Annotated in this window: 26 protein-coding genes and 3 pseudogenes; 7 read left to right on the forward strand and 22 right to left on the reverse strand. The window is 48.0% G+C overall.

The features are described 5' to 3' along the window. Positions 1 to 96 precede the first annotated feature (96 nt). Positions 97 to 594, reverse strand: a complete 498-nt coding sequence (locus AWM70_RS16080; RefSeq protein ID WP_068698091.1) for an LURP-one-related/scramblase family protein — start codon at positions 592 to 594, stop codon at positions 97 to 99. A gap of 373 nt (positions 595 to 967) precedes the next feature. On the opposite strand from AWM70_RS16080, the gene AWM70_RS16085 reads away from it, so the two are divergent. From AWM70_RS16085 to AWM70_RS16095, 3 genes are all read left to right on the forward strand, one after another. Further along, complete coding sequence (locus tag AWM70_RS16085; RefSeq protein WP_068698093.1) at positions 968 to 1,339, forward strand: ArsR/SmtB family transcription factor; 372 nt, start codon at positions 968 to 970, stop codon at positions 1,337 to 1,339. Between the two features lie 16 nt (positions 1,340 to 1,355). Continuing rightward, complete coding sequence (locus AWM70_RS16090; protein WP_068698095.1) at positions 1,356 to 1,952, forward strand: TetR/AcrR family transcriptional regulator; 597 nt, start codon at positions 1,356 to 1,358, stop codon at positions 1,950 to 1,952. A gap of 195 nt (positions 1,953 to 2,147) precedes the next feature. Beyond that, positions 2,148 to 2,849 (forward strand): SDR family oxidoreductase, encoded by a 702-nt coding sequence (locus AWM70_RS16095; RefSeq protein ID WP_068698097.1) that lies wholly within the window; start codon positions 2,148 to 2,150, stop codon positions 2,847 to 2,849. Positions 2,850 to 2,868: 19 nt separating this feature from the next. On the opposite strand, the gene AWM70_RS16100 is transcribed toward AWM70_RS16095, so the two are convergent. The 6 genes from AWM70_RS16100 to AWM70_RS16125 all read right to left on the reverse strand — a co-directional run bounded on the left by AWM70_RS16100 (position 2,869) and on the right by AWM70_RS16125 (position 7,508). Then, the gene (locus AWM70_RS16100; RefSeq protein WP_068698099.1) at positions 2,869 to 3,063 is read right to left on the reverse strand and encodes a hypothetical protein; all 195 of its coding nucleotides are present in this window, start codon (positions 3,061 to 3,063) and stop codon (positions 2,869 to 2,871) included. A 137-nt stretch (positions 3,064 to 3,200) separates the two neighbouring features. After that, the gene (locus tag AWM70_RS16105) at positions 3,201 to 3,995 is read right to left on the reverse strand and encodes a GNAT family N-acetyltransferase (protein ID WP_068698101.1); all 795 of its coding nucleotides are present in this window, start codon (positions 3,993 to 3,995) and stop codon (positions 3,201 to 3,203) included. Positions 3,996 to 4,016: 21 nt separating this feature from the next. Beyond that, a complete protein-coding gene (locus AWM70_RS16110; protein ID WP_068698103.1) occupies positions 4,017 to 4,754 on the reverse strand; it encodes a GTP pyrophosphokinase in 738 nt (245 codons plus the stop codon). 235 nt (positions 4,755 to 4,989) lie between these two features. Continuing rightward, complete coding sequence (locus AWM70_RS16115) at positions 4,990 to 6,081, reverse strand: PdaC/SigV domain-containing protein (RefSeq protein WP_068698105.1); 1,092 nt, start codon at positions 6,079 to 6,081, stop codon at positions 4,990 to 4,992. 357 nt (positions 6,082 to 6,438) lie between these two features. Further along, positions 6,439 to 7,176: an SDR family oxidoreductase gene (locus AWM70_RS16120; RefSeq protein ID WP_068698110.1), complete on the reverse strand. Its 738-nt coding sequence runs from the start codon at positions 7,174 to 7,176 to the stop codon at positions 6,439 to 6,441. A 119-nt stretch (positions 7,177 to 7,295) separates the two neighbouring features. Next, positions 7,296 to 7,508 carry an Atu4866 domain-containing protein gene (locus AWM70_RS16125; protein WP_068700767.1) on the reverse strand — a complete coding sequence of 71 codons (213 nt, stop codon included), beginning with the start codon at positions 7,506 to 7,508 and terminating at the stop codon, positions 7,296 to 7,298. A gap of 294 nt (positions 7,509 to 7,802) precedes the next feature. On the opposite strand from AWM70_RS16125, the gene AWM70_RS16130 reads away from it, so the two are divergent. The 3 genes from AWM70_RS16130 (at position 7,803) to AWM70_RS16140 (ending at position 11,088) form a co-directional block, all read left to right on the forward strand. Further along, positions 7,803 to 8,729: an AraC family transcriptional regulator gene (locus AWM70_RS16130; RefSeq protein ID WP_068698112.1), complete on the forward strand. Its 927-nt coding sequence runs from the start codon at positions 7,803 to 7,805 to the stop codon at positions 8,727 to 8,729. Positions 8,730 to 8,920: 191 nt separating this feature from the next. Next, positions 8,921 to 9,391 carry a GNAT family N-acetyltransferase gene (locus tag AWM70_RS16135; RefSeq protein ID WP_068698114.1) on the forward strand — a complete coding sequence of 157 codons (471 nt, stop codon included), beginning with the start codon at positions 8,921 to 8,923 and terminating at the stop codon, positions 9,389 to 9,391. A 137-nt stretch (positions 9,392 to 9,528) separates the two neighbouring features. Next, the gene (locus AWM70_RS16140; protein WP_068698116.1) at positions 9,529 to 11,088 is read left to right on the forward strand and encodes an IS1182 family transposase; all 1,560 of its coding nucleotides are present in this window, start codon (positions 9,529 to 9,531) and stop codon (positions 11,086 to 11,088) included. A 112-nt stretch (positions 11,089 to 11,200) separates the two neighbouring features. Here the strand turns inward: AWM70_RS16140 and AWM70_RS16145 are convergent, their stop codons facing one another. The 5 genes from AWM70_RS16145 to AWM70_RS16165 all read right to left on the reverse strand — a co-directional run bounded on the left by AWM70_RS16145 (position 11,201) and on the right by AWM70_RS16165 (position 16,840). Next, positions 11,201 to 12,256, reverse strand: a complete 1,056-nt coding sequence (locus AWM70_RS16145) for an NAD(P)-dependent alcohol dehydrogenase (protein WP_237167737.1) — start codon at positions 12,254 to 12,256, stop codon at positions 11,201 to 11,203. A 291-nt stretch (positions 12,257 to 12,547) separates the two neighbouring features. Continuing rightward, entirely contained in the window at positions 12,548 to 13,144 is a 597-nt protein-coding gene (locus tag AWM70_RS16150) for an NADPH-dependent FMN reductase (protein ID WP_068698119.1), read from the reverse strand. Positions 13,145 to 13,533: 389 nt separating this feature from the next. After that, positions 13,534 to 14,388, reverse strand: a complete 855-nt coding sequence (locus AWM70_RS16155) for a carbohydrate ABC transporter permease (RefSeq protein ID WP_068698121.1) — start codon at positions 14,386 to 14,388, stop codon at positions 13,534 to 13,536. A 3-nt stretch (positions 14,389 to 14,391) separates the two neighbouring features. Beyond that, a complete protein-coding gene (locus AWM70_RS16160) occupies positions 14,392 to 15,369 on the reverse strand; it encodes a carbohydrate ABC transporter permease (RefSeq protein ID WP_068698123.1) in 978 nt (325 codons plus the stop codon). A gap of 67 nt (positions 15,370 to 15,436) precedes the next feature. Beyond that, a complete protein-coding gene (locus tag AWM70_RS16165) occupies positions 15,437 to 16,840 on the reverse strand; it encodes an ABC transporter substrate-binding protein (RefSeq protein ID WP_083180362.1) in 1,404 nt (467 codons plus the stop codon). A 109-nt stretch (positions 16,841 to 16,949) separates the two neighbouring features. Between AWM70_RS16165 and AWM70_RS23515 the strand changes: the two genes are divergently transcribed. Then, on the forward strand, positions 16,950 to 17,123 hold the full coding sequence (locus AWM70_RS23515) for a hypothetical protein (protein ID WP_169823461.1): 174 nt from the start codon (positions 16,950 to 16,952) through the stop codon (positions 17,121 to 17,123). A 370-nt stretch (positions 17,124 to 17,493) separates the two neighbouring features. On the opposite strand, the gene AWM70_RS16175 is transcribed toward AWM70_RS23515, so the two are convergent. The 10 genes and pseudogenes from AWM70_RS16175 to AWM70_RS16210 all read right to left on the reverse strand — a co-directional run bounded on the left by AWM70_RS16175 (position 17,494) and on the right by AWM70_RS16210 (position 25,596). Then, positions 17,494 to 18,333, reverse strand: a complete 840-nt coding sequence (locus AWM70_RS16175; protein WP_068698128.1) for an alpha/beta fold hydrolase — start codon at positions 18,331 to 18,333, stop codon at positions 17,494 to 17,496. 263 nt (positions 18,334 to 18,596) lie between these two features. Further along, positions 18,597 to 18,791, reverse strand: a pseudogene (locus tag AWM70_RS22900) (tRNA-binding protein); the annotation flags it as partial. Positions 18,792 to 19,200: 409 nt separating this feature from the next. Next, on the reverse strand, positions 19,201 to 19,383 hold the full coding sequence (locus tag AWM70_RS23520; protein WP_169823462.1) for a hypothetical protein: 183 nt from the start codon (positions 19,381 to 19,383) through the stop codon (positions 19,201 to 19,203). Between the two features lie 120 nt (positions 19,384 to 19,503). Further along, a pseudogene (locus AWM70_RS24335) lies at positions 19,504 to 19,584 on the reverse strand (hypothetical protein); the annotation flags it as partial. Between the two features lie 344 nt (positions 19,585 to 19,928). Continuing rightward, on the reverse strand, positions 19,929 to 20,354 hold the full coding sequence (locus AWM70_RS16185; protein WP_068698130.1) for an SRPBCC family protein: 426 nt from the start codon (positions 20,352 to 20,354) through the stop codon (positions 19,929 to 19,931). Positions 20,355 to 20,429: 75 nt separating this feature from the next. After that, entirely contained in the window at positions 20,430 to 21,386 is a 957-nt protein-coding gene (locus AWM70_RS16190) for a sigma-70 family RNA polymerase sigma factor (RefSeq protein WP_068698132.1), read from the reverse strand. Positions 21,387 to 21,736: 350 nt separating this feature from the next. Further along, the gene (locus AWM70_RS23655; RefSeq protein ID WP_068698134.1) at positions 21,737 to 21,979 is read right to left on the reverse strand and encodes a Rossmann-fold NAD(P)-binding domain-containing protein; all 243 of its coding nucleotides are present in this window, start codon (positions 21,977 to 21,979) and stop codon (positions 21,737 to 21,739) included. Between the two features lie 16 nt (positions 21,980 to 21,995). Then, a pseudogene (locus tag AWM70_RS23660) lies at positions 21,996 to 22,416 on the reverse strand (SDR family oxidoreductase); the annotation flags it as partial. Between the two features lie 272 nt (positions 22,417 to 22,688). After that, positions 22,689 to 23,855 carry an ROK family transcriptional regulator gene (locus tag AWM70_RS16205; RefSeq protein ID WP_083180373.1) on the reverse strand — a complete coding sequence of 389 codons (1,167 nt, stop codon included), beginning with the start codon at positions 23,853 to 23,855 and terminating at the stop codon, positions 22,689 to 22,691. Between the two features lie 112 nt (positions 23,856 to 23,967). Continuing rightward, entirely contained in the window at positions 23,968 to 25,596 is a 1,629-nt protein-coding gene (locus tag AWM70_RS16210; protein ID WP_068698138.1) for a glycoside hydrolase family 43 protein, read from the reverse strand. Positions 25,597 to 25,659 lie beyond the last annotated feature (63 nt).

Genomic DNA, 25,659 nt, shown 5'->3' on the forward strand with positions numbered 1-25,659 from the left:
GAGTTCCAGCTTTTTGCCCCCGTTTGCAAGAACGGAACAGCACAAGAGCCCTCGGACAGATCGGAATCCGCAAGGGCTCTTGTTACACCGAAACCGCTAAGTAACAGCCGGGTTGCTGCTGTTGTTATGTCTTTTCTGGATTTCATGAACGCCCATAATGACCGCTACCAGCTCATAATCATTCAATAACTCGCTGTAATTGCAGAGTTCATAGGCGCTTGCCGAAAACCAGCCGCTCACCTTGGCAAAACGGGCAACGACGCCATAATCGTTAACGACTTCGTACTCTCTGGAAAAGGCAGGGGATAAAATATCATACTCCCCCCTCCCGTTCGTTTCGTACGTGTATTTCTTGCTGAAAAAGGTAAACCGGCTTCTCAGCACCCCCAATGTTTGCCCCTGGATGTCCTGAATCTCCCAGCGATTGGAGAAGAAAGGGAACCTCCCGCTGCAAACTTGAATACCTTCACCATAAACTTCGACCGACGAACCAAAAGCGCTCTTCAAATCCAGATAACCTACCTGCTCATTCCGTTCGTTCAGGATCTCTGTTTCCCCTGCATTAAAGAAATTGTCCCGAAAATATAAAGTCATCAGCTCACCTCCGTATATCCATCACAAATATATAAATAAATATATAAAGTTATACGAAAGTGCTGAGTTAAGGTTACATTTTTATCCAAAACAGGCAGGCTCCTATCACTCAGCAGTTAAGCGGAACACAGCATGCGTATCGCATTCATCACAGCATGACGGCCACTCCTTCCGAGTATGGGCCAATAGCAAACGCTCCAAGGGTCACCACGGTCATCACGAAATATTCATCAGAAATCCGGCTGAACAATTATTCACGTGTTTGTTTCTCGATTATATTCATGCCTTCCTTTTCCGTCAATGAATCGGTATAATTTGATGAGAAATCACTAAGCTTGAAGAAACTGCATTTCTTGAAACGGTAGGTGAGGTTATGAAATATGATGAGTTAACGGCAGAAGAATGCGATCTTACCTGCAACGGAACGGACGATGACCTGCAAACGGTGAAATCCGCTATGCTGAAAGGGGACTCTGCCGTCCAGATGGCGGATTGGTTCAAAGCGTTCAGCGATCCGACGCGGATCAGAATTGTAGACGCCCTGCGGCAGAAAGAGCTTTGCGTTCATGATTTGACCGTGCTGCTGGAAATGGGGCAATCGGCCGTCTCCCATCAGCTGCGTTATCTGAGAAATTTAAGGATCGTCAAGCGGCGCAAACTGGGGAAAACCGTTTTCTATTCCCTGGATGATACACATATTGAACAAATTTTCGTACAAACCCTTCAGCATATTACGCACGAATGAAAAGGAAGAGAGAATAATGGCGAGACCAAGGGAATTTGACCAAAACGAAGCGCTTGATAAAGCGCTTGATCTGTTCTGGAGCAAAGGGTTCGAGAAAACGTCCATTCAAGACTTGGTAGAGCATACCGGCGTTCACCGCGGCAGCCTTTATGATACATTTGGCGACAAGAATCAGCTGTTCGCAGCGTGCCTGGAGCGTTTCCATTCGCTGCATAAAGATCGGGTGTTCCAGATCTTGAAGGAGTCCGGAGAACCCCGGGAAATACTCGAACGTTTCTTCGATGAGCTGATCACTGGGGCTATGAATAACAAGGACCAGCGCAGAGGCTGCTTTATTACCAATACCGCCATGGAATTAGGCTCCGTAGACGAGCTGATCTCCGCGCGTATCGGCTCTTATTTAGGGGATATGGAGACCCACTTTAAGGACTTCCTCCAGCGGTCCCAGCCATCCGGCGATCTTAATGACAACTTAGATATTGATGAAATGGCCCGATTTCTGCTGAGTACAAGACAAGGCTTATACGTGCTCGGCAAAACGGCGACAGACCGCCGCCTGCTGGAGGATGCGAGCAAGGTAGCGATCTCGGCGATTTTAAAACCTCATCTATAAAAAATAGTTGACCGATCATTCTTAAATGATGTATTCTATCAATATGGCCGCTGAGGCTTAACTTCATTTAATTTAAGAACGGTCGTTCTTGAATCGAAAAACTTAACTCTGTCTGGCTCTTTAGGGGCATCCCCTAGGAATCAGATTCTTTTTCCCTAATTTAAGAACGATCGTTCAAAAAAAGGAGAGATAAATATGAATATTTCGAATCAAACCGCTCTGGTAACAGGCAGTAACCGGGGGTTGGGCAAAGAGCTGGCACTTGAACTTCTCGCAAGGGGAGCCAAAGTATATGCCGGGGCCAGAAATCCGGCTTCGGTCGATATACCGGGAGCTATCCCTTTGCAGCTGGATATTACAGATGCGAAGTCTGTAGCTGCAGCCGCAGCCACAGCGGGAGATGTGACGCTTCTGATCAACAACGCAGGCGTATCTACAGGCGCCTCACTGCTTACCGGCAGCCTTGAAGATATCCATCAGGAATTCGATACCCATTTCTTCGGCACGCTGGCCATGACCCGCGCCTTCACTCCGGTTATCGAGAAGAACGGCGGAGGTTCTATTCTGAATATCTTGTCTGTGTTGTCATGGTTAAGTTTAGGCGGGTCCGGCGCTTATTCGGCGGCGAAATCAGCCGCTTGGGGAATGACGAACGACCTGCGTCTGAACCTTGCGCCTAAGAATATCAGGGTTGCCGCGCTCCATGTAGGCTACATGGATACGGATATGACAGCCGGCCTTAATGCGCCTAAATCAGCCCCATCAGATATTGCCAAACTCGCCGTCGACGGAATCGAAGCGGACCGCTACGAAATTCTGGCGGACGATATTAGCAAGCAAGTTCAGCAGGGCCTCGCCGGGGGCGTGTCTGCCTTATATCCTGCCTTGACCAAATAAGAGCCGGCTTTATGCCTTTTCAATATTCAATTTCTTTAACATTCAGCAGCGATTCCACAACGGCTTTATCAGCCTTGAGCTTGCTGCCCGGCGTACGGATCTCCGGGTCATGTTCGTTTTGTCCCTCTTGCGGCTCAGTATAGGAATGGTCGCGCATGGCCTCCTGCCGATCATCTTCAAATGACTGTCCGGGTTTCTGCCGTGAGTCTGTCATAACGGATTCTCCTTTCAGGGGAGTTTCTTTTGGTCATCCTGTTAACATCCCTGCTTATTATTTACCCATTCCTACTCCGCCGATGCATAACTATAAAAATAGAACCATCCCGAAGCTGAAGGCCTCGGGATGGTTCTTTAGGCTTTTATCCAAAATGATGTGGTGAAGACTTGCTCAAAACCAAGCAGACGCATATTCTCATGGCTGGCTGAGCCAAATCTTACATCCGTATAGACCGATGTTAAACCCAGTTTTGCCGCTTCAGCCAGCCGGCGGGCAATTAAGGCCTTCTGGCAGCCCATTCCCCGGTATTCCGGGAACGTGTAGTCATTGGCCAAATACCCTTCCCTCTCATGTATAAATAAGGAGCCTATCCCTGCAATTTCATTGCCGATATAAGCCAAGTAGTTCCGAAAATGGGGCAATATAAAATACGGTTTCTTGCGTTCGAGAATTTCCGAGGGCACGCCGCCCATGATTCGGCTGATGCTGTTCAACAGATCATCGGCCAGATGTTCATCAACTTCCTTTATCTCTACGGAAGATGCCGGAGCAGTCGGAGGGCTTCCATGACCCGCTTCCAGGAAGGTAAGCTGTTCCGCACATACAAACCCCTTTTGGTGCAGAGCAGTCCCCACCTCCACGGTCATCCGGCCGGGCGGAATGTCAAAACAAGGGATCAGATCTCTGCTTTCATACTCCTGCAGGATGAGGTCAAGTTTATCCAGATCCGAAGGGCCGAAGCCTTTCACCCGGTTATAATACATGGATTCAGGTCCCGACGTTTCCATGAGCAGCAGAGAGTCCCCCAACTTAAGAACCATTGGTTTCTTGTCAGGCAACGCAAGAGCCCTGGCGGCATTGAACTGGTTCAAACGCAGCTCCATCGCCTCTATTTGTTGAACTTTATCCCCGATTCCTTGTTTTCCCATATTGTCCTCCAGACCTATCCATTACTCTCCCAGCAGCTTCATAAAATTTGCCGGCAGCATAAATTGCTTATCGTTGATCATGATTTTCTGCAATTCTTCAGCTTCCGCTTCACTGTTCGCATCTTTCACTTCCTGGATTTCCCGCTGCAGCCGCTCCATCTGGTGATCCAGCGCATTGGCGGATTCCGCGGCGGCTTTCAGCTCGTTCAGAAGGTTCTCCGGAACGGATTTGCTGTATTTATAAAAGATTTTATGCTCCAGACTAGCCCAGAAATCCATTGCAATCGTGCGGATCTGGATTTCGACGCATACGTGCTCGCAGGTATCGGACATAAAGACCGGAACCTCAACCAGCAGGTGCAGGCTGCGATACCCATTGTCTTTGGGATGCTGAATATAATCCTTGATTTCAAGCACCTTCAAATCATCCTGCTTCTGCAGCATGTCGCTGATGATGTAGATATCGGAGATAAAGGAGCAGGTAATCCGCAGCCCCGCAATATCCTTAATATTCTCTCGGATTCCGGATAAGGAGAACTCATGATTTTTACGCAGCATTTTATTCATAATGCTCTCAGGCGATTTCAATCTGGATTTCGTATGCTCAATCGGGCTGTAATCATGCAGCGTTTGAAACTCTTCCTTTAGGATGTCGATCTTCGTTTCGATTTCATCCAGCGCAAACTTGTAAATCAGCATAAAACGGGTGATCTCATATCTGAACTTTTTCAACTGGTCGATTTGGGTCAAAGCATTCATATTAAAAAAATCCCTTCTGTTCTGTCGTTACCCTCTGAATTAACTATATCCAAAACAGTGGGGAAGTTCAATTTTAGGGGCGTGATACGCCTTCTTCCGAGCACGGAGCTTGCATAGCCGAAAAAAAATACACTCCCAGCAATTTCATCAGAATAACCGTAGGTTTTTCCGATTCTATTCTAAGGAGTGCACTTCAAAAAATGTTAAGGGGTTACTGATTAGTACCTATTATTTCTTACAGGCCTGCAAAAGGATCGGTGCCTTCAGGCAGCAAAGCGGAGAACGGGATTGCATACTCCAGCAGGCCTTGGGCATACGGCACGTATTCGTACTCCTGGAAATAAATCACGAGGCTGCCGTTTTTCAAATAATAGCCCGGATTTTTGCCAAGCGTCTTGAACCCGCCCAGATAATTAGGTTCCTTTTTAAGTTTGGAGGCAATCAATTGATCAATTTTTTGGGTATAATTGCCTCCAGTTTTAAGCAGGTCGCTGAGTTCAAGCTGCTTTCCGCTGTTTAAGGAATAGGTGAAACCTTCCACGATATCAGCCCCGTGCGCGCCGCCGTAATATTCATACCGGATTTCCCGGAAGCTGATTATGCCTTTTTCATTATAAGAAACCGTATAATGGCTTTGGAATTCGTTTTTGGTTCCGGTAGGACCCGTACCGAGTTCTTTGGATTTATCCAAAGAGGCTTTCACGTAAGCTTCGGCTTTATTTTTCAGTGACTGATTGATTTTGGTCTGTACTTCAGCGTTCTTTAGACCCGATATAACCGGATACTGTACAGAGATCGTGGTTATAGAGTCCGATTTGTTAATCGATGCTGTAGTATAACGAATATCATTCAACCTCACTTTGGCAAGGCTGACGGTGCTGGTAGCCGCATTCCATTGGGATCGGTATCCGAAAAAGTCCGTAAGGAGATGAACGGAAACCAGGTTGCTGCCGTTCGTGTTTCTCCATTCATAATAGGCCGGCTGAAGTCCGCCGTTTACCGTAATCGTTGCTCCATTGGGGCCTGGCACAGCTTTGACCTGAAGTTGTCCTTGGGTCAGGGTATAGGTTTTGTTCTTGTTGTTATAGACCACATGAATGCCCAGACCGTCCCGGAGGATGCTCAAAGGGATCAGCGCAGTGCCGCTGCCTATTTGACCTTTGGCGGACAAGCTTGTTCCATTCAGGGTAAATGTGACGTTTGTCGCGGCTTGAGCCCGGATAGATACCGAAGCTGCAAAAGCTTGTCCCGGCATACTTGCAGCTGCTGTTCCAAGCAGCAGGGCGGAGGCCAGAAACAGGCCGGAAATTTTCAGGTTAGAAGTCATAAGGTTAGTCAGTCCTTTCAGGTGTTTGTCTCATCTCTGCTTGATTAATTATAGTTAACCGCAGCGACAGAGGATTTACACCCAAGGAACAACCTAGCGACATTCCGGTAACAAAGAAAACTCATAAACGAGCAGCCAAACCTCCCGGGAATTGCAGACGGGCTAACCAAGCACTGTTATTTCACTGTGATTGCGGGAGTTCCGGCAAAATTTACAGCCTGTAACTTTTGTTTCAAACTTGTATAGTTGTCGGGGTTCCCCTTTCCTTCTTCATAGCTGCTTGAAAGCCCAAAACGAGGGGTCGTCCCCTCGTTTCCATGCGATGCAAGTGCATCACCACATCCTGAAAAAAACAGATCAGGAACGCTGCGCCGACGGACGAACAATCAGTTCGTTCACATCCACCTCAGCCGGCTGCTCAATCGCATAAGCGATGGAACGGGCAATCGCCGACGCCGGAATGGCATTTTGGCGGTATTCCTTCATAAAGGCTTTGGTTGACTCGTCCGTAATGGTATCGGCAAGCTCGGACTCCGTTACGCCAGGTGAAACCAGCGTTGTGCGGATCGTATCTCCCAATTCTATGCGGAGCCCTTCGGTAATCGCACGAACCGCATATTTGGTAGCGCAATATACCGCGGCTGTACGGGTAACCGAATAAGCACCTATCGAAGCTACATTAATGATATGTCCGAATCCCTGCTCCTTCATGACTGGAACTCCGGCGGCAATGCCGTGCAGCACCCCACGGATGTTGACGTCGATCATGCGATTCCATTCTTCAATCTTTAAAGCCTCCAGTGGAGAAAGGGGCATCACGCCCGCATTATTCACAAGCACATCCACCCGTCCAAACCGGGTTTGGGCAAGTTCAACGATAACTTTTACCTGCTCCAGATCAGTTACATCTAGCTGCTGATATTCTACCGACCCTCCCTGGGAACGGATGTCGGAGGCCAAGGCCTCCAGCCGGTCCAACCGTCTAGCTCCAAGGACAACATGTGCTCCCTGCCCCGCAAGCAGCCTTGCCGTTGCTTCGCCGATCCCGCTGCTTGCTCCCGTTACGATGACTACTTTGCCGTTAATATTGTTCATGGATATGATTATTACTCCTTTAGAATTTAATTGGGTTAAAAATAGGAATTCAATATGCAAGGAACTCGATTTGCCAATTGGCATAAGGGGGACACTTTCAGGCCAAAATCTAAAGGTGCCTATTCCCGGAACAGAATCATGCCCGCATGGTAAAGCACGCCGTCTCGAAAGTCGCCGTCCGCCGTAAAGCCGGTGTCATCCACATATTCAATATGATCGCCTTCGACCGTATAATTCCCCTGATAGGCGCTTTTCCGGCTGCCCCGGGCTTCGTCGTACCTTCCGTTCGGCAGGAGCTCGTGGCGGATATAGCCGTCCTGGGTAACCCACATGCCTACATAAGGATGCGGAGGACCAGCTTCCTGTCCCGGATTAGTCTGATCCCGGTTCTGTTTAGAATGACCCTGATTCATATTTGTAAGTTTGTTCATTTTCATGCTCTCCTTCTCTCCTAGACTAGGTTTGAATTTCATCCTCTTCGCCCCGGCTCACTGCCGCTTGGCATATCCTTATTATGCCTTCCACCGGTAAATAGGAGGTAGCCGGATGATCCGCTATTATTGCCTAATCCTCCAAAAAGTCGTAAAGTGAAGACAAGAAACCCCAGCGATTGGAGTGAAACCAACATGGATACAGGCGCTTCACCCTCAGCCTATGTAAAAGAATTGTCCGAGCGCATCAGCCGCTTTGCACAGCAGGATGGAACCGTCGGCACGGCCATTCCCGCCTTGTCTTTTATTCGGGCCTCCCGGGTTTCGGAGCCGATTCATTCCGTCTACGAACCCTCTTTATGTATAGTGGCGCAGGGCTCGAAGGTAGTTATGCTGGGAGCGGAAAGCTACCGGTATGATCCGAGCAGTTATCTGACCGCTTCCGTACATCTGCCCATCACCGGACAAGTGGTGGAGGCTTCAACCGAAGCCCCTTATTTAAGCCTGCAGCTGAAATTTGACATGAATCAGATTTTGGAGGTTATCCAATCCTCCGCGGCAGCTGAACAAAACCGCCGTGAATCGGCCCGCGCCTTGTCCGTAGACAAGATGAGCAGCGCTCTCCAGGAAGCCGTTCTGAGGCTTGTCCGCCTGCTGGATACGCCGCAGGATATTCCGGTTTTAGCGCCTTATGCCATACGGGAAATTCTCTACCGGATTCTCCAGAACAAGCAGGGCAGCTCCATCAGGCAGTTTGCTTTGATCGGCAGCCATGCGCAGCGAATCTCCCAGGTCATAGAACGGCTTAGCCGGGACTTTGCAGAGCCGCTGCGTGTAGATGAATTGGCAGCGGAGGCGGGAATGAGCACCTCTTCCTTTTTCGCCTACTTTAAAGAAGTAACGGCCATGAGCCCGATCCAATATCAGAAGCAGCTGAGGCTGCAGGAAGCACGCAGGCTCCTCCTCTCCTCGGAGATGGATGCGGCCGATGCCGCTTTTCAAGTCGGCTACGAAAGTCCAACGCAGTTCAGCCGTGAATACGCCCGGTTCTTCGGTCAGCCGCCGATCCGGGATGTCCGCCATTTACGCAGCACGCTTTATAAGGCCGAAACCTTATCCTAACCCTCCATGATTAAGTAGTCCTGTAGGGCAGTCCTGTAACTCAGATCCTTAGTGGGGCGCGTTCGAACCGATTCATCTGCTTTCTTAATCCAGACGGCGTTTATCATCCATGTCATTGACACCCCTTCCGGGAACTGCACATCCATCCCTTTGAGATGCTATAATGGGCTTCACGGAAAGGAAGTGTGCGCATGGAATGGAATCTAAAAAGCTTCGATCAACTTACGGGAACAGAGGTATACAAAATCCTTCAGCTTCGTATGAATGTGTTTATGCTGGAGCAAAACTGCCTTTACCCTGAGGTAGATGATAAGGATCAGGCAAGCCACCATCTGTTTCTTGCGGCAGACGGAGAAATTGCAGCCTACTGCCGGATCCTGCCGCGCGGAGTTTCGTATCCGCAGGCTTCCATCGGCCGCGTGCTGGTCAACCCCTCCTACCGGAGACGCGGCTTGGCCCAGGAGCTGATGAGAATTGCTCTGGAATTCCTGAAAGAGGAATGGCATGAAACGGAAGTCAAAATCCAGGCCCAGCATTACCTGGAGTCCTTTTACGGCACTTTCGGCTTCCGGCCGGTTTCAGACGTGTATCCGGAGGACGGCATTCCCCATGTGGATATGGTGTTAACGGTAGGAGAGCAGCTTAAACCTGATCCTCATTAACGACAAAAAGAGGGTGTCCCAAAAGTCATCATAGATGACTAAGGGACGACCCTCTTTTACATTTCGTCAAACAAAAAGAAACCACTCTTTGGTAAAATGGAAGTACCACCAACCATTACCCTAAAGGAGAGGTTTCTTTGTACATTCAATATACCATGGATCAACTCTGTTTACCAATGGATTTAGAAGAGGACATTCCCGCAAATCACCTCGTTCGCGTGGTCAACGCCTCCGTCAATCGTCTCGACGATTCCATCTTCGACGCGGCCTACCCTGGAGGCGGACGAGACAGCTACCATCCTAAAATGCTCACCAAAGTCATTATTTACGCATACACACAGCGCATCTACTCCTCTCGCCAAATCGCCAAAGCTGTCCGCGAAAATATCATGTTCATGTGGATCGCGGGTAGACAAAGACCGGATTTCCGCACCATCAACCGGTTTCGATCAGAACGAATGAAAAGTGTACTGGAGACGGTGTTTACCGCCGTTCTTCAGTTTCTGGCCGAGGAGAACTACGTGCAGCTGGAGCATTACTTTGTGGACGGCACGAAGATCGAAGCGAATGCCAATCGATATACATTTGTTTGGGGAAAGGCCGTGGTGAAGTATAAAGCCAAGCTCCAGGAGAAAGTCCAAGCCTTGTTTGCCGCCATTGAGGAAGCCGAGAAGCAAGAAGAAGGAACGCACGGCGGCCAGGATCTTCTCGAACTGGGCGAGTCCTCTGCCATCACCAGTGAAAAGCTGGAGCAAGCCGTCAAACAATTGGAGGAGCGTCTGCAGGAGAAACCAAAGGACAAGCCGCTCAAGAAGGCGGTGCGTACGCTCCGCAAGGACTTACTTCCGCGTCTTCAAAAGTATGAAACCCAACAGGCGATTTTAGGGACTAGAAACAGCTACAGCAAAACGGACCATGACGCTACATTTATGCGAATGAAAGAAGACCATATGCGAAATGGCCAGCTCAAGCCGGGTTACAACGTACAGATCGGTACTGAAAACCAATTCATTGTCGGTTACAGTTTGCACCAGCGCCCGACCGATACCCGTTGCCTCATCCCGCATCTTGAAAAAATAAAATCGCAGTTGGGGAAGTTGCCAAGCACCATCATCGCCGATGCGGGCTATGGCGGTGAAGAAAATTATGACTATTTGGAGCAGAATGAAGTCGAAGCCATTGTGAAGTACAGCACGTATCACCGCGAAAAAAGCAAGGCATGGAAAAAGGACATCAGCAAGATGGACAACTGGACCTATAACAGCGAACAAGATACATGGACATGCGCGGCTGGACAAACGCTCCATTTCCGAAGAGGAAGTAAGGAGAAAACAGAAAGTGGGTATGAGATCGAATACCGACATTACCGAAGTGCTGGCTGTGAGGACTGTCCACTAAAGCCGCAGTGTACAAAAGCCAAAGGCGATCGGGAGATCAAAGTGAGCATGAAGTATTTGCGGCTAAAAAACCAGGCAAGGCAGAAGCTTCGCAGTGAAGAAGGTTATGCCCTGGCCGTAAGGCGCATGATCGAGCCGGAGCCTGTGTTTGGCGATATAAAGAACAATCGGGGGTTTAAAAGGTTCCTGCTTCGAGGCTTACCAAAAGTAAGCTTGGAGGTCGGGTGGCTTTCCCTTGCCCACAATTTACTCAAAAAAGCTGCCGTGGACGCCAAGAACCAAGGAGCTAAGCGAGAATAGACCGCTTAGCTCCTTGGTTTTTTACGAATACCATCTTATTTTATTGCTGAGGGTGTTCTAAAGTTTACTTTTGGGACAGCCCCTTGGTTATTTTTCAACCTTACTAATATGGTCAAATTCGTGTAAGGTCATCCTTCTGCTCTTTTATGCAGATGACGGCTTTCCCTTGTACACGTCCTTCGCCGAGGTGCCGGAGCGCCTCGGATGTTTCCTCCAGCGGGTATCGGCGACCGATGACCGGGACGATTTTCCCTGCTTCGGCCAGCTCCTTCCATACCTGCTGGTCCTCATGATTGGGCCTGTGCACAAGCACGGTCAGCGTCTTTTGTTCAAATCGCGCGCTGAAAGGGGCAGCCAGCAGAGTCCTAAGTATACGCGGCATGGGACCTCCGACCATCACATACGTTCCGCCAGTCTCAAGCGCCCTTTTAATGGCGGAAACCGGCCGGTTTCCAACGACGTCGGGAATCAGATCGTACCGTTTCCCGCCAGCAGTGAAGTCTTCCTGCCTGTAATCCAACACATGATCTGCTCCTACGGACAGCAGCAGGTTCTGTTTGTCTCCGCTGTCCACGGCTGTAACCTCTGCACCAACCCCTTTGGCGTACTGGATCCCAAATGTGCCGACGCCTCCTCCCGCCCCGTTGATTAAAACCTTCTGTCCGCTCTTTAGCTTTCCCTTGTCACGCAGCCCCTGCAAAGCAAGCACCGCGGCCTGGGGGATGGAAGCAGCCTGTTCAAAGCTGAAGTTTTCCGGTTTTAGCGTCAAAGCCGTTTCTTTAACCGAAACAAATTCCGCAAATCCGCCCCAGCCGCTGCCGGAAATATCCCCAAATACTTCATCTCCTGCCTTAAACCGCTGGACCCCGCTCCCAACGGCAGCGACCCGTCCGGAAATGTCGGCGCCAAGAATCGGGTATTGGGGTTTCCGCAGTCCTCCTAAACGGGTTACAAAAGGCTGCCCGCGGAGCAGATCCCAATCCCAGGAGTTCACGGCGGCGGCATAGACTTCAACCAGCACCTCCTGCTCCTTCGGAACAGGGATTTCTACTTCTTCAAGGCGAAGAACCTCAGGCATGCCATAAGCAGTATAGACCTGTGCCTTCATCGTCTGGCGCCCTTTCTTAACAAGATGATCTGAATCTAAATCTTGAACTCCCACTCCCATGAATCAGCCTCCAGCCGCTTAGTAGTCCTTTTTCAATATTTACGCGGGCTGGAGGATGTTGTTTCATTTTTTTTCCTGCATCTCCCTATTTGTTATATGAACAGCCCTTTTATCAAAAAGAAGCCTGAATGCAGGCACACCCCTCAGAAGGGGCGGCCTGCACAAGTAAAGGGAAGGCATTGTGCGGCCGGAGACCCTTCTGAGGGGTGTTATGTCAAAGCATGAGCCCAAAGGCTGCATACTGAATTCATCTCCTGCATGTTACTAAATTTACTAAATTACCAGGTGTTCTTAACGCAAAGTTTTCAAAGCTCCGCTCCAAGCAATAACCTGATCGAGCATTTCATTTACATTGTTGCTCAGATGAGGGGCCTGCGGTTTGAATACCGTACCGTTCTCGAAATCCGTGAACAGGGACAGCGTCGGATGGACGCGGACATCTGCAATCATCAGTTCGCCCAAAATGCCTCTCAGATGCTCGGCTGCACGGGCGCCCCCGGCAGAACCGTAGCTCACGATCCCGGCTGCTTTGTTGTTCCAAGCTTCACGGGCAAAATCCAAGGCGTTCTTTAACGCTCCCGTAATGCTGTGATTGTATTCCTGAGCGATAAATACAAAACCGTCCAGCGTTGCAAGCTTTTGATTCCAGGCCGCAATCCCAGGTTCGGAACCGTCCGTAGTGCCCAGGAAAGGCAGTTGGTAATCGGCAATGTCGACAATCTCATAATTAGCGTCTCCGCGTTTGTCTGCAATGCCTTTCACCCATTCCCCAACCTGCGGGCTTACGCGGCCTTCCCGTGTGCTTCCCAAAATAATACCGATGTTTAATTTAGCCATGACTTGTTCCTCCTTGGAATTTGTTCCCAATAGTTTGTTCCAGAAACCCATTACGCCACCACCTCTATACGACTAAGGCCTTTCTCCCGTCACTGCACGGGTCTGAAGGTCTGAAAGACATTTGAACCCAAGTGCTTGTTTCCATTTGTCATCAAGTTACTTTATGTAAGTTATTATATTTTTAATATCTTATTCCGTCAAGTGTGTAATTATTTAAATGTAATGAGGTAACATTTTTAATGTACAAGCTGGCGGCAGAACGGATGATGAAATTATTTTCACCTCTTTAGGAAGGAATATACAGAAGGGAATATCTCCTTCGCCTGCCTATATACAAAAACCGAGCCCTCCAGGACTTCTCCTGAAGCAGCTCGGTTCTGCGGTAACCCCAATTTCCTTCTTGTATTCTTTTATGAACCCTATAAATCATTCGCTCGGCATTATTCCTTCACGCCGCCCAAAGCGACACCTGCGATAATGTAACGGGATAGCAGGAAGTACACGACAAACAGCGGCAACGCGGTCAGCGCCAGTCCCAAATAGATGGAGCCGAATTCGGTTTTATAAATATCGCCGCGAAGTAGGCTGACCATAATTGGCATCGTATATTTGTCTTTCTGCGTAAGCAGGATGAGCGGCATGAACAGATTGTTCCAGTTGCCTACAAAAGCAAAGATGGCTTGTGTCGCTACAGCCGGCATCATAAGAGGAAAAATGATCCGGTTGAAGGTGGAGAACTCTCCCGATCCGTCAACGCGCGCAGCTTCCACTATTTCGAGCGACAACGTTGCAAGCAGATACTGCCGCATGAAGAACACGACAGCCGGAGCTGCAATGGCAGGCAGAATCAGCGGCCAGAAGCTGTTCGTCCAATGCAGTTTGTACATGAACTGATAGAAGCCGATGGCGCTGGCTTGGTAAGGAACCATCATCACGCACATAATGAAGGTGAAGAAAGGCTGGCGCATCTTCCAGTTGTAAGCCACAAGCCCGTAAGCCGTCAAAGACGAGAAATAAACGGTACAAATAGTGGCCGACGTTGAAATAATAAACGAGTTCAGGAACCCTCGAAGCGGGTCGAAGCTTTTATCCAGCAGCACATGCAGATTGCTCATCAAGTGAGTAGACGGAAGCAGCGAAAGCCCGCTTTGAATCTCAGGTGTAGAGCGCGTGGCGTTGACAAACATAATCCAAAACGGAAGGATGCTGAGGATCGCCAGGAAAATGCAGACGATATATATAATCGTCTTGCTGATTCTTCTTCCGACGACTTCGCTTCTTGGAGCTTTTTCCATGGATTACACCTCCCGCGCAGCTGCTTTAGCAGCCTTTTCACTTTTGTAAATATTTTTTTGGGCTTTTCTGAGCTTAGCCGCATCGCGGTCACGCATCAGATAGAATAGTATTCCGGACAATACCGCGGCAATGATAAACATAATCATACTTGCTGCCGCCGCACGGTTATACATATAGCTGCCCTTGAACGCTTGCCCGTAAATGAACATGGACGTAGTAAGCGTAGAGTCGTCCGGTCCGCCTGCCAGGAACAGCTGCGGAATATCGAACATCGTCAAACCGCCGATCATCGAGGTGATCAGGGTATAGAGCAGAATAGTGCGGAGACTTGGCAGCGTAATGCGGAAGAAGGTTTGGAACGCGTTAGCACCGTCAATCGCAGCCGACTCAAAGAGGGCCGGATTGATCCCCATGACGCCTGCCACAAGGACGATCATCGTATTGCCGTACCACATCCAGAACTGGATAAACGAAACGATGCCCCGTGCTGTCGTCTTATCCTGAAGGAAATAGATCGGCGCATCGGACCATCCCAGCATTTGAAACAAGCTGTTTACCGGACCCATCGGGTAGGCAAACAAAGAACTGAACAGCACCGCGATTGTACTCGCAGTGATGATATTAGGCATATAGAGCAATACCTTGAACGCGCCTTGGCCCTTGATGTTAAGACGCCGGTTCGTGAACCACGCCGTAAGCAACAGGGCAAGAACGATCTGAGGAATAAAGTTCGTAATCCAGAGCAGCCCTGTATTGATCAGGGACTTTCTAAACGAAGGGTTATCAAAGAGCAAATCTTTGAAGTTTTGAAACGGGTTATCCAGAATATGAATCGGTTTCGGAATCAAGCCCTTCATATCCGTAAATCCGATAACCGCTGTATACAAAATCGGGTAAAGCGAGAAGATCAGAAATGCCAAGACAAACGGGAGGGTAAAAATATAGCCATATTTTGAATAGTTGACACCCTTGCGGCGCATGCTCTCACCTCATTTATGGGATAGAAGGGGCGGGAAATTTCGCCCGCCCCTCCCCTTCCGTTCCTTCTTATTCGCTGTCAATGCCAAGCTGGTCTTTGACCTGCTGCTTGAAGGTTGCGATGGCATCGTCACGACTCTTGTTACCCGATGTGTATTCGCGAACCTGATCACGCCAGAGCTTGTTAATCGTTTCATCGTATTGAGTCAGGTTCTTACCGGAAGCGTTAGCGTTAGCCGGTACAAACACGTCAAACATGTTTTGTCCGCCGAGGAGTGGAACTTCACCGTTAGATTTCGACATGACGACGGAGGAAGCTACGCTGTCCTTTGTACCTTGCTCGCCTTCCTTGATTGTGCCGTTAGCCCAATAGTATTGGAGGCCTGTTTCGGAAGTATCGAGGGTTACCCACTTGATGAAGTCAGCAACTGCCTTTTTCTTGGCTTCGTCCTGAATGACGTTCTTGTTCGCCAGCAGCCAAGTGCCTCCCCAGAAGAAGCCAGTTGGCGGCTCTGTAACAGCCCAGTCGCCGTTTGTATCTTTCACTTGGTCGCTCATAGTGTAGTTGATCAGCCAAGCTGGACCAAAGAAACCAAAGATTGGTTTAGAGCCGGAACCGGACATGTCTGCATACCAGGCTTCTGTCCAGTCCGTTGTATCGTTGTGGTATCCGTTATCTTTCAGCTTCTTGGACAGATCCAGGAATTCTTCACGTTTAGGATCGATATGGAGTTTGCCGTCTACGATCCAGCCTTTTTCAGAGCTGTTCTCAATTGGATGCCAGATGTCGCCGTCACCGGAGACAATGCCATATCCTTTCTCTTTCAGCTTAGCTGCTGCGTCAAAGAATTTATCCCAGCCAGGACCAATTGCGCCCTTGATTGTAGCCGGATCGTCTGTTCCGAATACCTCTTTGGCAATCGAGCGGCGATAGATGAATGCACCGCCTGTAGCTTGATAACCGAGGCCTTTCAACTCACCGTCCGTGCTGGTGCCGATATCTACTGAATATTGAGCGATACCAGCGTCCTTAACCATTTGCTCGTCCAGACCCAAATCGGAGTAGTTGGCGGCATAAGTAGATGCATCGCCTTGTGTATACTTGAGAACGAACGCTGCTTCCGCTGCGTAAATATCAGGGGCATCTTTGCCGCCGGCAGCAAGTGCCTGGTCAAGAGCCGGCTGATAAGCGCCGTCCGTAGTTGCGATAACCGTTGTTTTGAACTCTACGTTTGCATCCGGATGCGTTTCCAAATATTTGTTCGTCATATTCGGAATCTCATCGGTGAAGCTCCAAAGATTAATGGTGACCTTGTCACCTTTTGAAGTCGATGCCGTGTTGTTCGATGAAGTTGAAGCATTTGAGCTTGCACTTGATGAATTGGAATTGGAATTTCCGCCACATGCTGCGAGGACCGTGGTCATCAGAAGAACTGTAGAAACCCCGGCTAAAACACGTTTCATGCGTTTCATATTTTGCCTCCCCTTTTTGATGCTTTGTATTTTGTAACCGCATTCATAATTATAGATCGTAAGTCCCTATTGCATAAGGAACCCGCTATTGGGGAAAATTCCACTTTTTATGGATTCTGATTTGGATAGTGATTTGATTATTGATGGGGGATTAAAAAATAAAACAGCGGCATTCAGGACAGTTGTTGGTTGTCCTGAATGCCGCTGTTTTATTCATCTTTTGATTTCCGAAAGATCTGCCCTGCCTCGTCTTGAAGGTGCGGAAATCCATCTTGATTACTGAAGAATCGGGCTGAATCTGCTACCCATGCTCATTCACGCCTGCTATGGGTATTAACGAACAATCGTATATCCATTCCTCTCCGCAATTTCGGAGGTCTGCATGAAATAAAACGGAGGACGTCCCGCCATTCCCCGTTTTCACCTTTAAGTTCATTCTATCAACGTGATGATTAAGACGAATCAGCGGTAGAAAATACATTTGAAAAAATACACGGCTGGCCCGGGTGAGCAGGGATTCAAAATGAACGCCGATTACGCCCTTCTCTTTATACTCAAACAGGCGGCAAAAGGAGTCGTCAACGGCACATACCCTTAAGTTTTGATCCAAGGATAAATGTCCCCCGGCGGTACTATCCAACCGTTCGTCCATTCTAAAAGGACTTCTCGCTTTCCTGCAAAGATTCCACTGAAGCAAAATATTCGCTGATGAGTCCAACTGTTTCTTCCGGATGACTTACGTGCGGACAATGCCCGGTTGCATCCATCAATTTAAATTGGCTGTCCTTCAGTTGCTGATGGACGTAGGCTCCAGCTTCCAGCGGAGCTATCAAATCATCGGAGCATTGCAGAACTAACGCAGGAATGACCACCTTGGCCAGTTCCTTACGGTAATCAGAGAGAAAAGTAGCTTCAGCAAAACTGCGTGCTGCCCGAGGATCAGTTGTGCAGAAACTTTCCTCCAGCTCCTTGGATAACTCTGGCCGGTCTTGATTCCCCATAATCACAGGAGCCAAATAACCCGCCCAACCCTGATAATTTTGATCCATCATGTCGAGCAATTCCAGTAGATCTTCCCGTTCAAATCCTCCGATGTAATCCGGCAAATCATTTAAATAACGTGCAGACGGTCCAATCAGAACAAGCCGGTCAAAGTAATCCGGCCTTTGAATAGAGGAAAGTAAACCGATAGTCGCTCCGACCGAGTGGCCCACGAGATAGGCATCCTTCAAATCAAGCGCTGCACAAATATCCAGGATATCTTGAGCATAACCATTTAAGTCACGATACACAGAAGGATCAAAGGCACTGATATCGGACTTCCCCGAACCTACAAAGTCAAACAATAACACCTTGTATTTCTCTTCAAAAGCGGGTGCTACAAAACGCCACATGCTCTGATCACAGCCAAAACCGTGGGCGAATATAATAGCCTTGGAACCACAGCCTGTTACATGAACATTATTCCGGACGAGAATCTGTTGGTTATCCATGGACTAGTCCTCCTAAGTTACTATGATTCTAGAACTTCAACTATTATAGCACTATTTAAAAATTTTGATAGGAAACCGCAGGCTGCCACGCCATACACTGCAGGAAAAAGTATTTAATGATATCAATAATGCCCTTTATCCTATATTTTCAGCCGCAATCCTAAAAGACCTCCACCCTTATAGGGGGAAGGTCTTAGTAATGAAAACAATATACATGTGTTTGCCTTGTTTGAAGGAGCACGGCCTCCTTCTTTTAAATCTGCCTATAAAATACGTGTTCCGTTTGCAACCGGTTCATCGGGCTTTAAGAGAACAACATCCCCTTCTTCAGGGACAGCGCCTATTACCAATACTTCAGAAATAAACCCAGCGATACGCATGGGAGGAAAATTTACGACGCCTATCACCTGACACCCGCATAGCTGTTCTGGCGAATATCTTCTTGTAATTTGAGCTGTTATCTATAACTATCCTTCCCGTTACCAGGTGCTTTGATCATCTTTAAGGTTCATTGATAAGCTACTAGGTGCTTTGATAAGGAAGCGGCGTTGTGGTCTTTTTTCTGCCAATTAAGCTTTTAAAATCCATGTGACTTGTTTCAGATTCATCTGCAGTATTTTTTCTCTGCGATCTCTGGACGTTCCCCAGGATAATGGCGTCATACCGAGCAAAGGTTCAATTAAGGAGTCACACAGATCCGCTTGGTAGCGAAGGCTCTCCAGTTCTAGTAACTTGAAGTGTTCGCTGAAATTACGGATTGTAGGTGCATTTGAATAAACTTGTTTGTCCGACCCTTCATGTAAAACCTCTCTTAATTCTTTTAGGTAATCCTGTTCAGGAACAACTTTAACGACCAGACCCCGACTCTTAAGCAATCTCCCGAATTCCGAATAATTGGCCGGAGATAGAATATTTATAACGAAATTGAATGGCTGATTTAATATCAATGCCTACAGCCTGCACAGGATTAAGTTTTTTTTCTTTTATTATTGCTTTTATAGCATTTAAATGAGAGCCTTCCCCGCAGCCGGCATCCAGAATATTAAACAAACCGCTTTGGATGATGAATCTCCGGTTATGGAAGATTTCTTTATCATATTTAGTAGTGATTGATCGAGATGACAGGTTTATATATCCCCGCTTTTCGATATCAAAACAGTGCCGGTTTATACACACTATACTTTTTTGATCCACTAACTGGATCCGTGATTTGCATATTGGGCACCTAAAAACCCCTTGGAGGCATTCCATTATCTCCACACTGATCAACTTTTTGCTTTTTTCATACACAAAAATCACCTCTTCATTCGTATGGGATGAATGAACAAGAGGCGCACTCAAATAAACCCAGATCTCTTCATTAAAAAAAGCTGGGTTTTATGAGCTGCACCTCTTCTTATCTCAAACGAATGAATTTGATGATCATGGCTAAAACTCTCCCTCAGGCAGACTAGTCGAACACTTCCATTTTAACATGCTCCGCGAAGTGCAAGAAACGAATACATATTGTAAAACTAAATTGCATAAATGCTCCAAATTAAGATTTAAACAGAAAAAACGCCGGTCATCCTCCCCCGGCGTCTTCTTCGCAATGATTAGTTTTGTTCGGTATAAGCTTTGAAGTTGTCCATAATCGCTTGCCAGCCTGCTTGCTGGAACTCGACGGGCTGGGTGCTTTCCGCGTCGAACGTTTCGATGACCTTCGTCTCATTCCCTTGATCAACGAAAGCAATATCCACTCTTCTTCCGTCGTCCATGGTGTAGCCGATCGCCTCATGCAGATTCACGACGTCGTACACACCGCCAAAATCAAAGCCCATGCTGCCATCTTTTGCTTCCATCTGCGTTGAAAACTTGCCGCCGACCCGCAGATCGTTCTCGGATTTCGGCGCATGCCAGTCCTCGGACGCCTGATTCCACTTCGTAATGTGCTCCGGCTCGTTCCAATAGCGCCATACCTTCTCGACGGGGGCTTGAATGACGGCCTGCACGGTTACTTTCGTTGGTTGACTCATTTCCATTTGATTGGACACCTCTCTCATGATATTGGTCGTTTGGTTAGTCTCAATGATATAGACGAACGCCAAATACGAAATTCATCGGTCGAGTCGCTCAGGCAGTCCAAATCGCGAAAATAATGTTGTATTGATGAAGTTTTGAACGTGGAGGATTTGATTCTCTTTGGTTTCAATGACGTGAATGCCCCAGGGTACCAGGCCAGATCCCTCTTTATCCGGCATATACTGGGCTAACGCCGGATAACCGCCATTCACCGTAATGGGCACAAAACGCGAACCTTCGCAATGCCAGCGAGTAAGCGAATAGAAGGCGGACAAATCATCTTTGCCGCGGATCCACATCTCGAAGGGCGGCATCGACATGCAGCCGTCTTCGTGGAACAGCGCTACGAGCGCAGCAATATCAAATTGCTCGAAGGCCTGCACATACCGGAGCAGCAGCTGCTCCTCCGGTTGAACGTCCATGCTGCTGAGCTCATCCGAGCGAAGCTGCGCCCGGTCCATCGTCTCTCGGGCTCTCTGCAAGGCGCTGTTCACCGCTGCCGGCGACATCGCGAGCGTCTCCGCGATCTGCTTGGAGGACCATTCAAGTACATCCTTCAAAATGAGTACCGCGCGCTGCCGCGGAGGCAAGGTCTGCAGGAGAGCGATGAAGCACAGTCGAAGGGTATCTCTGCGGAGGAGCCGATCCTCCGGATTGCCCCCGAAGTCGGGAGACGGCCAGATCCAGGCAGAGTCCGGCAGCGTGTCGCGCGGCTCGATGATGGCGACGGCCGGATCGAACAGGTCAACGGGAAGCGCGCGGCGTTTGGATTGTCTCAGCTTGTCCAAGCACAAGTTGGAAGCAATCCGATAGACCCAAGTTTTGAACGAGGCATCCTGTCTGAATGTGCTCCAGCTCTGCCAGACCCGAATACTCGTCTCCTGAACGGCATCATCCGCATCTTCCATAGAGCCCAGCATTCGGTAACAGAACGAGGTTAAGCCCGGCTTCAAGCTTGTAAATAATAGTTCGTCAAATCCTTTGTCGTTCATCGCAGCCCCCTTAACGATCTCCCCAAAGTGCAATACCATTATTATATGCAATGAAGCGGACAGCCTCATTGCAATTGCCTGGTTCCTGTTAAATTTATCTATCGTGATGGATAATGCAGGTTTCAGCTCAAAACAAAAAGCTTCGACACAAGCCGAAGCCTTTTTGTTGGTGAACTTACGTTCCGGCAGACTTAATGCATTGGCTGAATTAAACATTCAGACCCCGATGAACATTACGTCCTGACACCATTTCGTCCCGGTAAAAGCGAGTAAAATCACAGGGGTTCGCAATCCGTTTTGGATTAAAGGTGCACATCAAAGACGGGCGCCCCCTTATCTTTTCACTCATTTCATTGGTTTCTATTTTTGAGCCAGCTGTCAAATTCAGTTGCAACAAGGCGTTCACCTGTTAATCCTTCAGATTGCTCGGAAGCAAGATAAACGATAGGTTTTGCCATGATCTCCGGCTTCAGAAGCTGAGAGTTTCCTTCAAGATCCCTTTTCACTTCCTCGGGGATCATTCCGGTTACGGTCGCCCCGCCAGAAAGAAGCATATTTACCGTCACTCCATATTCACGCAGGTCTTCAGCCATGATAAAGGACAGGGACTCCTACATACGTTACGACAGAAGAATGTACCGATAATAGAACTGCCTGGTTTTAAGTAAGGAAGCGCTGCTCTCGTTGTGTAAAAATGGGAGTATATATTGACTTTGAAAGTGTCATCGAATTGTTCGTCTGTAATATCCAGAAGGCTTTGTTGTTGAAATTGGATGCCAACGTGGTTACAAAGAACATCCAGGCGCCCGAAGGTTTTAACTGTATGCTCTACAATGGCGATACATTGTTGTTTATCTCGCAAGTCTCCTGGCATTAATAGGCAACGTTGCCCTAGCCCTTCGATTCTTGCTTTTGTTCTATTCGCATCTTCATGTTCATCTAAATATGCAATGGCAACATCAGCACCTTCTTTTGCGAAGGCAATGGCTACTGCCGCACCAATGCCGCTATCCCCTCCTGTTATAAGAGCATTCTCGCTCATTCGCAGGATTCCACATTACGGGCCTGGCTCTTATTGCACCTATTTCTTGATATGTTTATGTTGCAACTGCTAATCCAAGTATTTAAAATCAATAAACATTTGCAGGAGTTATTTGATTACGTTATTCACACTTAACGGAGGCCGAACAACGGGTATTCCGTTAGACCGGAATCTATAGCCAGACAATGAACAAGCCCAATTCCTCAAGCTTTCCGGCTGAGAAATTGGGCTTTATGTTTTTTTATCCAATCCGTTCCCCACTATTTCGTAAAAGACAGATCATACGACTCCAGGCCCAGAATTTGTCTGGCTACCAAAGATACCCCGCCTAACAGCGTTAATTCGTGGATGTGGTCGTCAATTGAAATAATTTGACTGGACCCAAGCGGCTCCAGGGACAGGTACTCTTTAATAATCCCATCTAACAGATGAGGGAAATGGGCAATAAACCGGGAAGAAAGAAACACGGCGTCCGGGGCGGTGTATTGGATGGAGTTGTATGTAATTTGCGCGATCGCCGTAACCCATTGCTCCATAATCGCCGTAACTTCAGGGTCTTTCTTCTTCATTAAAGAAACAAAGTCCTTCAAGGTGAAATTAGAGTTCTTTTTTAATTGGCCTATCTGATCCAGCACCGCTTTCTCTGAATAAACCTCCTCCAGACGGCGTTTTTCCTTATGCCCCGTCATGATGATCGAGCGCCCGATTTCACCGGACAGTCCTTTTAGGCCTTTATATAAACGTCTGTCTATAATCGTGCCTACCCCTATCCCATTATGAATGTTGATGGCAAGAATATTATCGAATTGGACCTGGTGAGCATGCTGGTAGAAATCCCGGATATAAATCGCAGTGAGATTCGCTTCATTTTCGATCACAACAGGAACGTCAATAACCTCTTTCAACGCCTCAATGAGATCAAAGGTTTCAAAGTCCAGGAAGGGACTGTACAAAACCTGATTGCTCGACACCGGAGCGTGAACCGCTATTGCAATGCCGATTAGTCCGTTTAGGGTGCCGTAATCCTGCAGATTGACAATAATATCCTTCATCAAAGCAAAAATATCTTTCACTTTGTTGGTATAAATGTTGATCGAGTCCTGCTCGATAAGCTCGCCATTGATATAATTGACGGAATATTTCAGATGCTTAAAGCCCATATCAAACGCCAGCACCAGTCCGAACTTCCGGTTAAAGCGGATTAAGTTAGGTCTGCGGCCGCCGATGTTCGACGCTTCCCCTATGCCCAGCTCTTCAATCAGGCCCTGCTCATGCAGCTCGCGTACAATTGAGGAAACCGTGGACTTCTGAAGATTGATTTTCTCCGCTATTAAACTTCTGGAGGTCTGATCAGTATCAAATAGTGTTTTTAATACTAATTTAGTGTTATTTTCCCGCATAACGTCCTGATCAGTTTTCTTAATCATCGGTTTATGTCCCTTTCAGATGTTGTTCAACCCGCCGGCAGAAGCAGAGTTTATTTAGCAAGAAACAGTTGAAAGCGTATTCTTCCAACTGTTTCTAAGTATTGCATCTGATTTAATTTTTTTCAAGCTCTTTATACGTAAAATAGTCGAAATCTGCCGGCAGCTCATAACCCGAATAATCCACATTAGCCATGCCTACAAACGCCCCTGTAAAGAAACCGCCGTAGGACTGAACCACATAATCATCGGACAATATCGCCGCATCCAGCGTGATCTCAATATCGGTCCAATACTCATTGTCAAAAGAATAGGCATACGTGTAGGTCTCTTTTCTTACCTTCACTTTAAAATGAACATATTCGGCTTCGTCAGGCACTTTAATCGCTTTATCCTTCAGGAAGCTGGTAAGAACTCCCCGGTCGTTCTGCGTCACTTCAATAACCCGACCATGGATTTCGTTCCAGGTTACATGAATCATAGACCAGTGACCGGTATTATAATAATTCACAAGTCCTGCCATCTGCTGGAAGGTATAAGGCGAATAAGCAACAGACGTTTGGGCGTCAAAATAAAAGGACTGCCAGCGCCGTGCAACCAGTGCCTGCTCATGTTCATTGGTCAGCGAGCCTTTGCCGTACAACCGCAGATGTCCCGGCTTGGCTGTAAGGGAGCCTATAGACTCGTCAAAAGGCACACGCAAGGTATTGAAATTAATATTCAGCGTATCCGATTCAAAATGATCCTGCTCCGGATAGGTAGGCTCGTATTTCGTTTCAACAGCCCCTTTAGGCGCTTCAACAAAACGTCTTCCCTGCTTGCCGCCTACGATATGAGGCCATTTCTCCTCATCCCACTCCACTTTCTGAATCGCGGTTTCTCTGCCTAATGTACACCAGCCGCGCGGATCGCGGACCGATTCGTTCTCCCGGTGCCATGGGCGGCCCGTCAAATGAGCGAAATACCATTCGCCTTCCGGCGTATCGACTAGAGCTCCGTGCCCGTTCTTCTGCAAATAGTTATCCGGTGAATCAAACGCAGTCAGGAACACCTCGCCGGGTTGGGTTTCAAAAGGGCCAAACAATTCTTTCGACCGGGCTACCACCTCCTGGTGGGAATACACCGTCCCGCCTTCTGCACAGAACAGGTAATATTGGCCAAATAATTTATAGATATGAGGACCTTCTACCAGCTTCACATCCGTGCCTTTGTAAATGATCTTGCCGGTCTCCGGAAGCATTCTCTGCTCCTCAACCGAATATTCCGTAAGTTTAATGCCGTTAAATGGATGATGATATTCGCGATGATCCCATTCCATTTGAACCAGATATTTTTTCCCGTCGTCGTCATGGAACAAAGAAGCATCGAAACCCACGCCATTCAGCTTGATCGGATCGCTCCACGGACCATAAATGCTTTCGGCTGTCGTCAAATAATTGGTCATGTCCTTGAAGGCGCCTTCCGTTACCTTAACATCGGTATATACAAGCCAGAACTTGCCGTCGGCGTAAGACAAATCGGGCGCCCAGATGCCGCCTGAATCCTTGTTGCCCTTCATGTCCAGCAGCGTCCTTGTAGAGAGCGGATGAGCAATCAGCCGCCAATTCACCAGGTCCTTGGATTCATGAATTTGCACGCCAGGGAACCATTCAAAGGTGGAGTTGGCAATGTAGTAGGTATCGCCTACCCTGACGATAGACGGATCCGCATTAAAGCCTTTTAACACTGGATTTTCAATTTGCATGTGAAACCCTCCTATAAATGAAAAAGAATGCCGAAATTCGCAGCGGTTTATTCCGTTTGAATT

This window comes from Paenibacillus yonginensis, assembly GCF_001685395.1.
In the GTDB taxonomy this organism is placed as follows: Bacteria; Bacillota; Bacilli; order Paenibacillales; family Paenibacillaceae; genus Fontibacillus; species Fontibacillus yonginensis.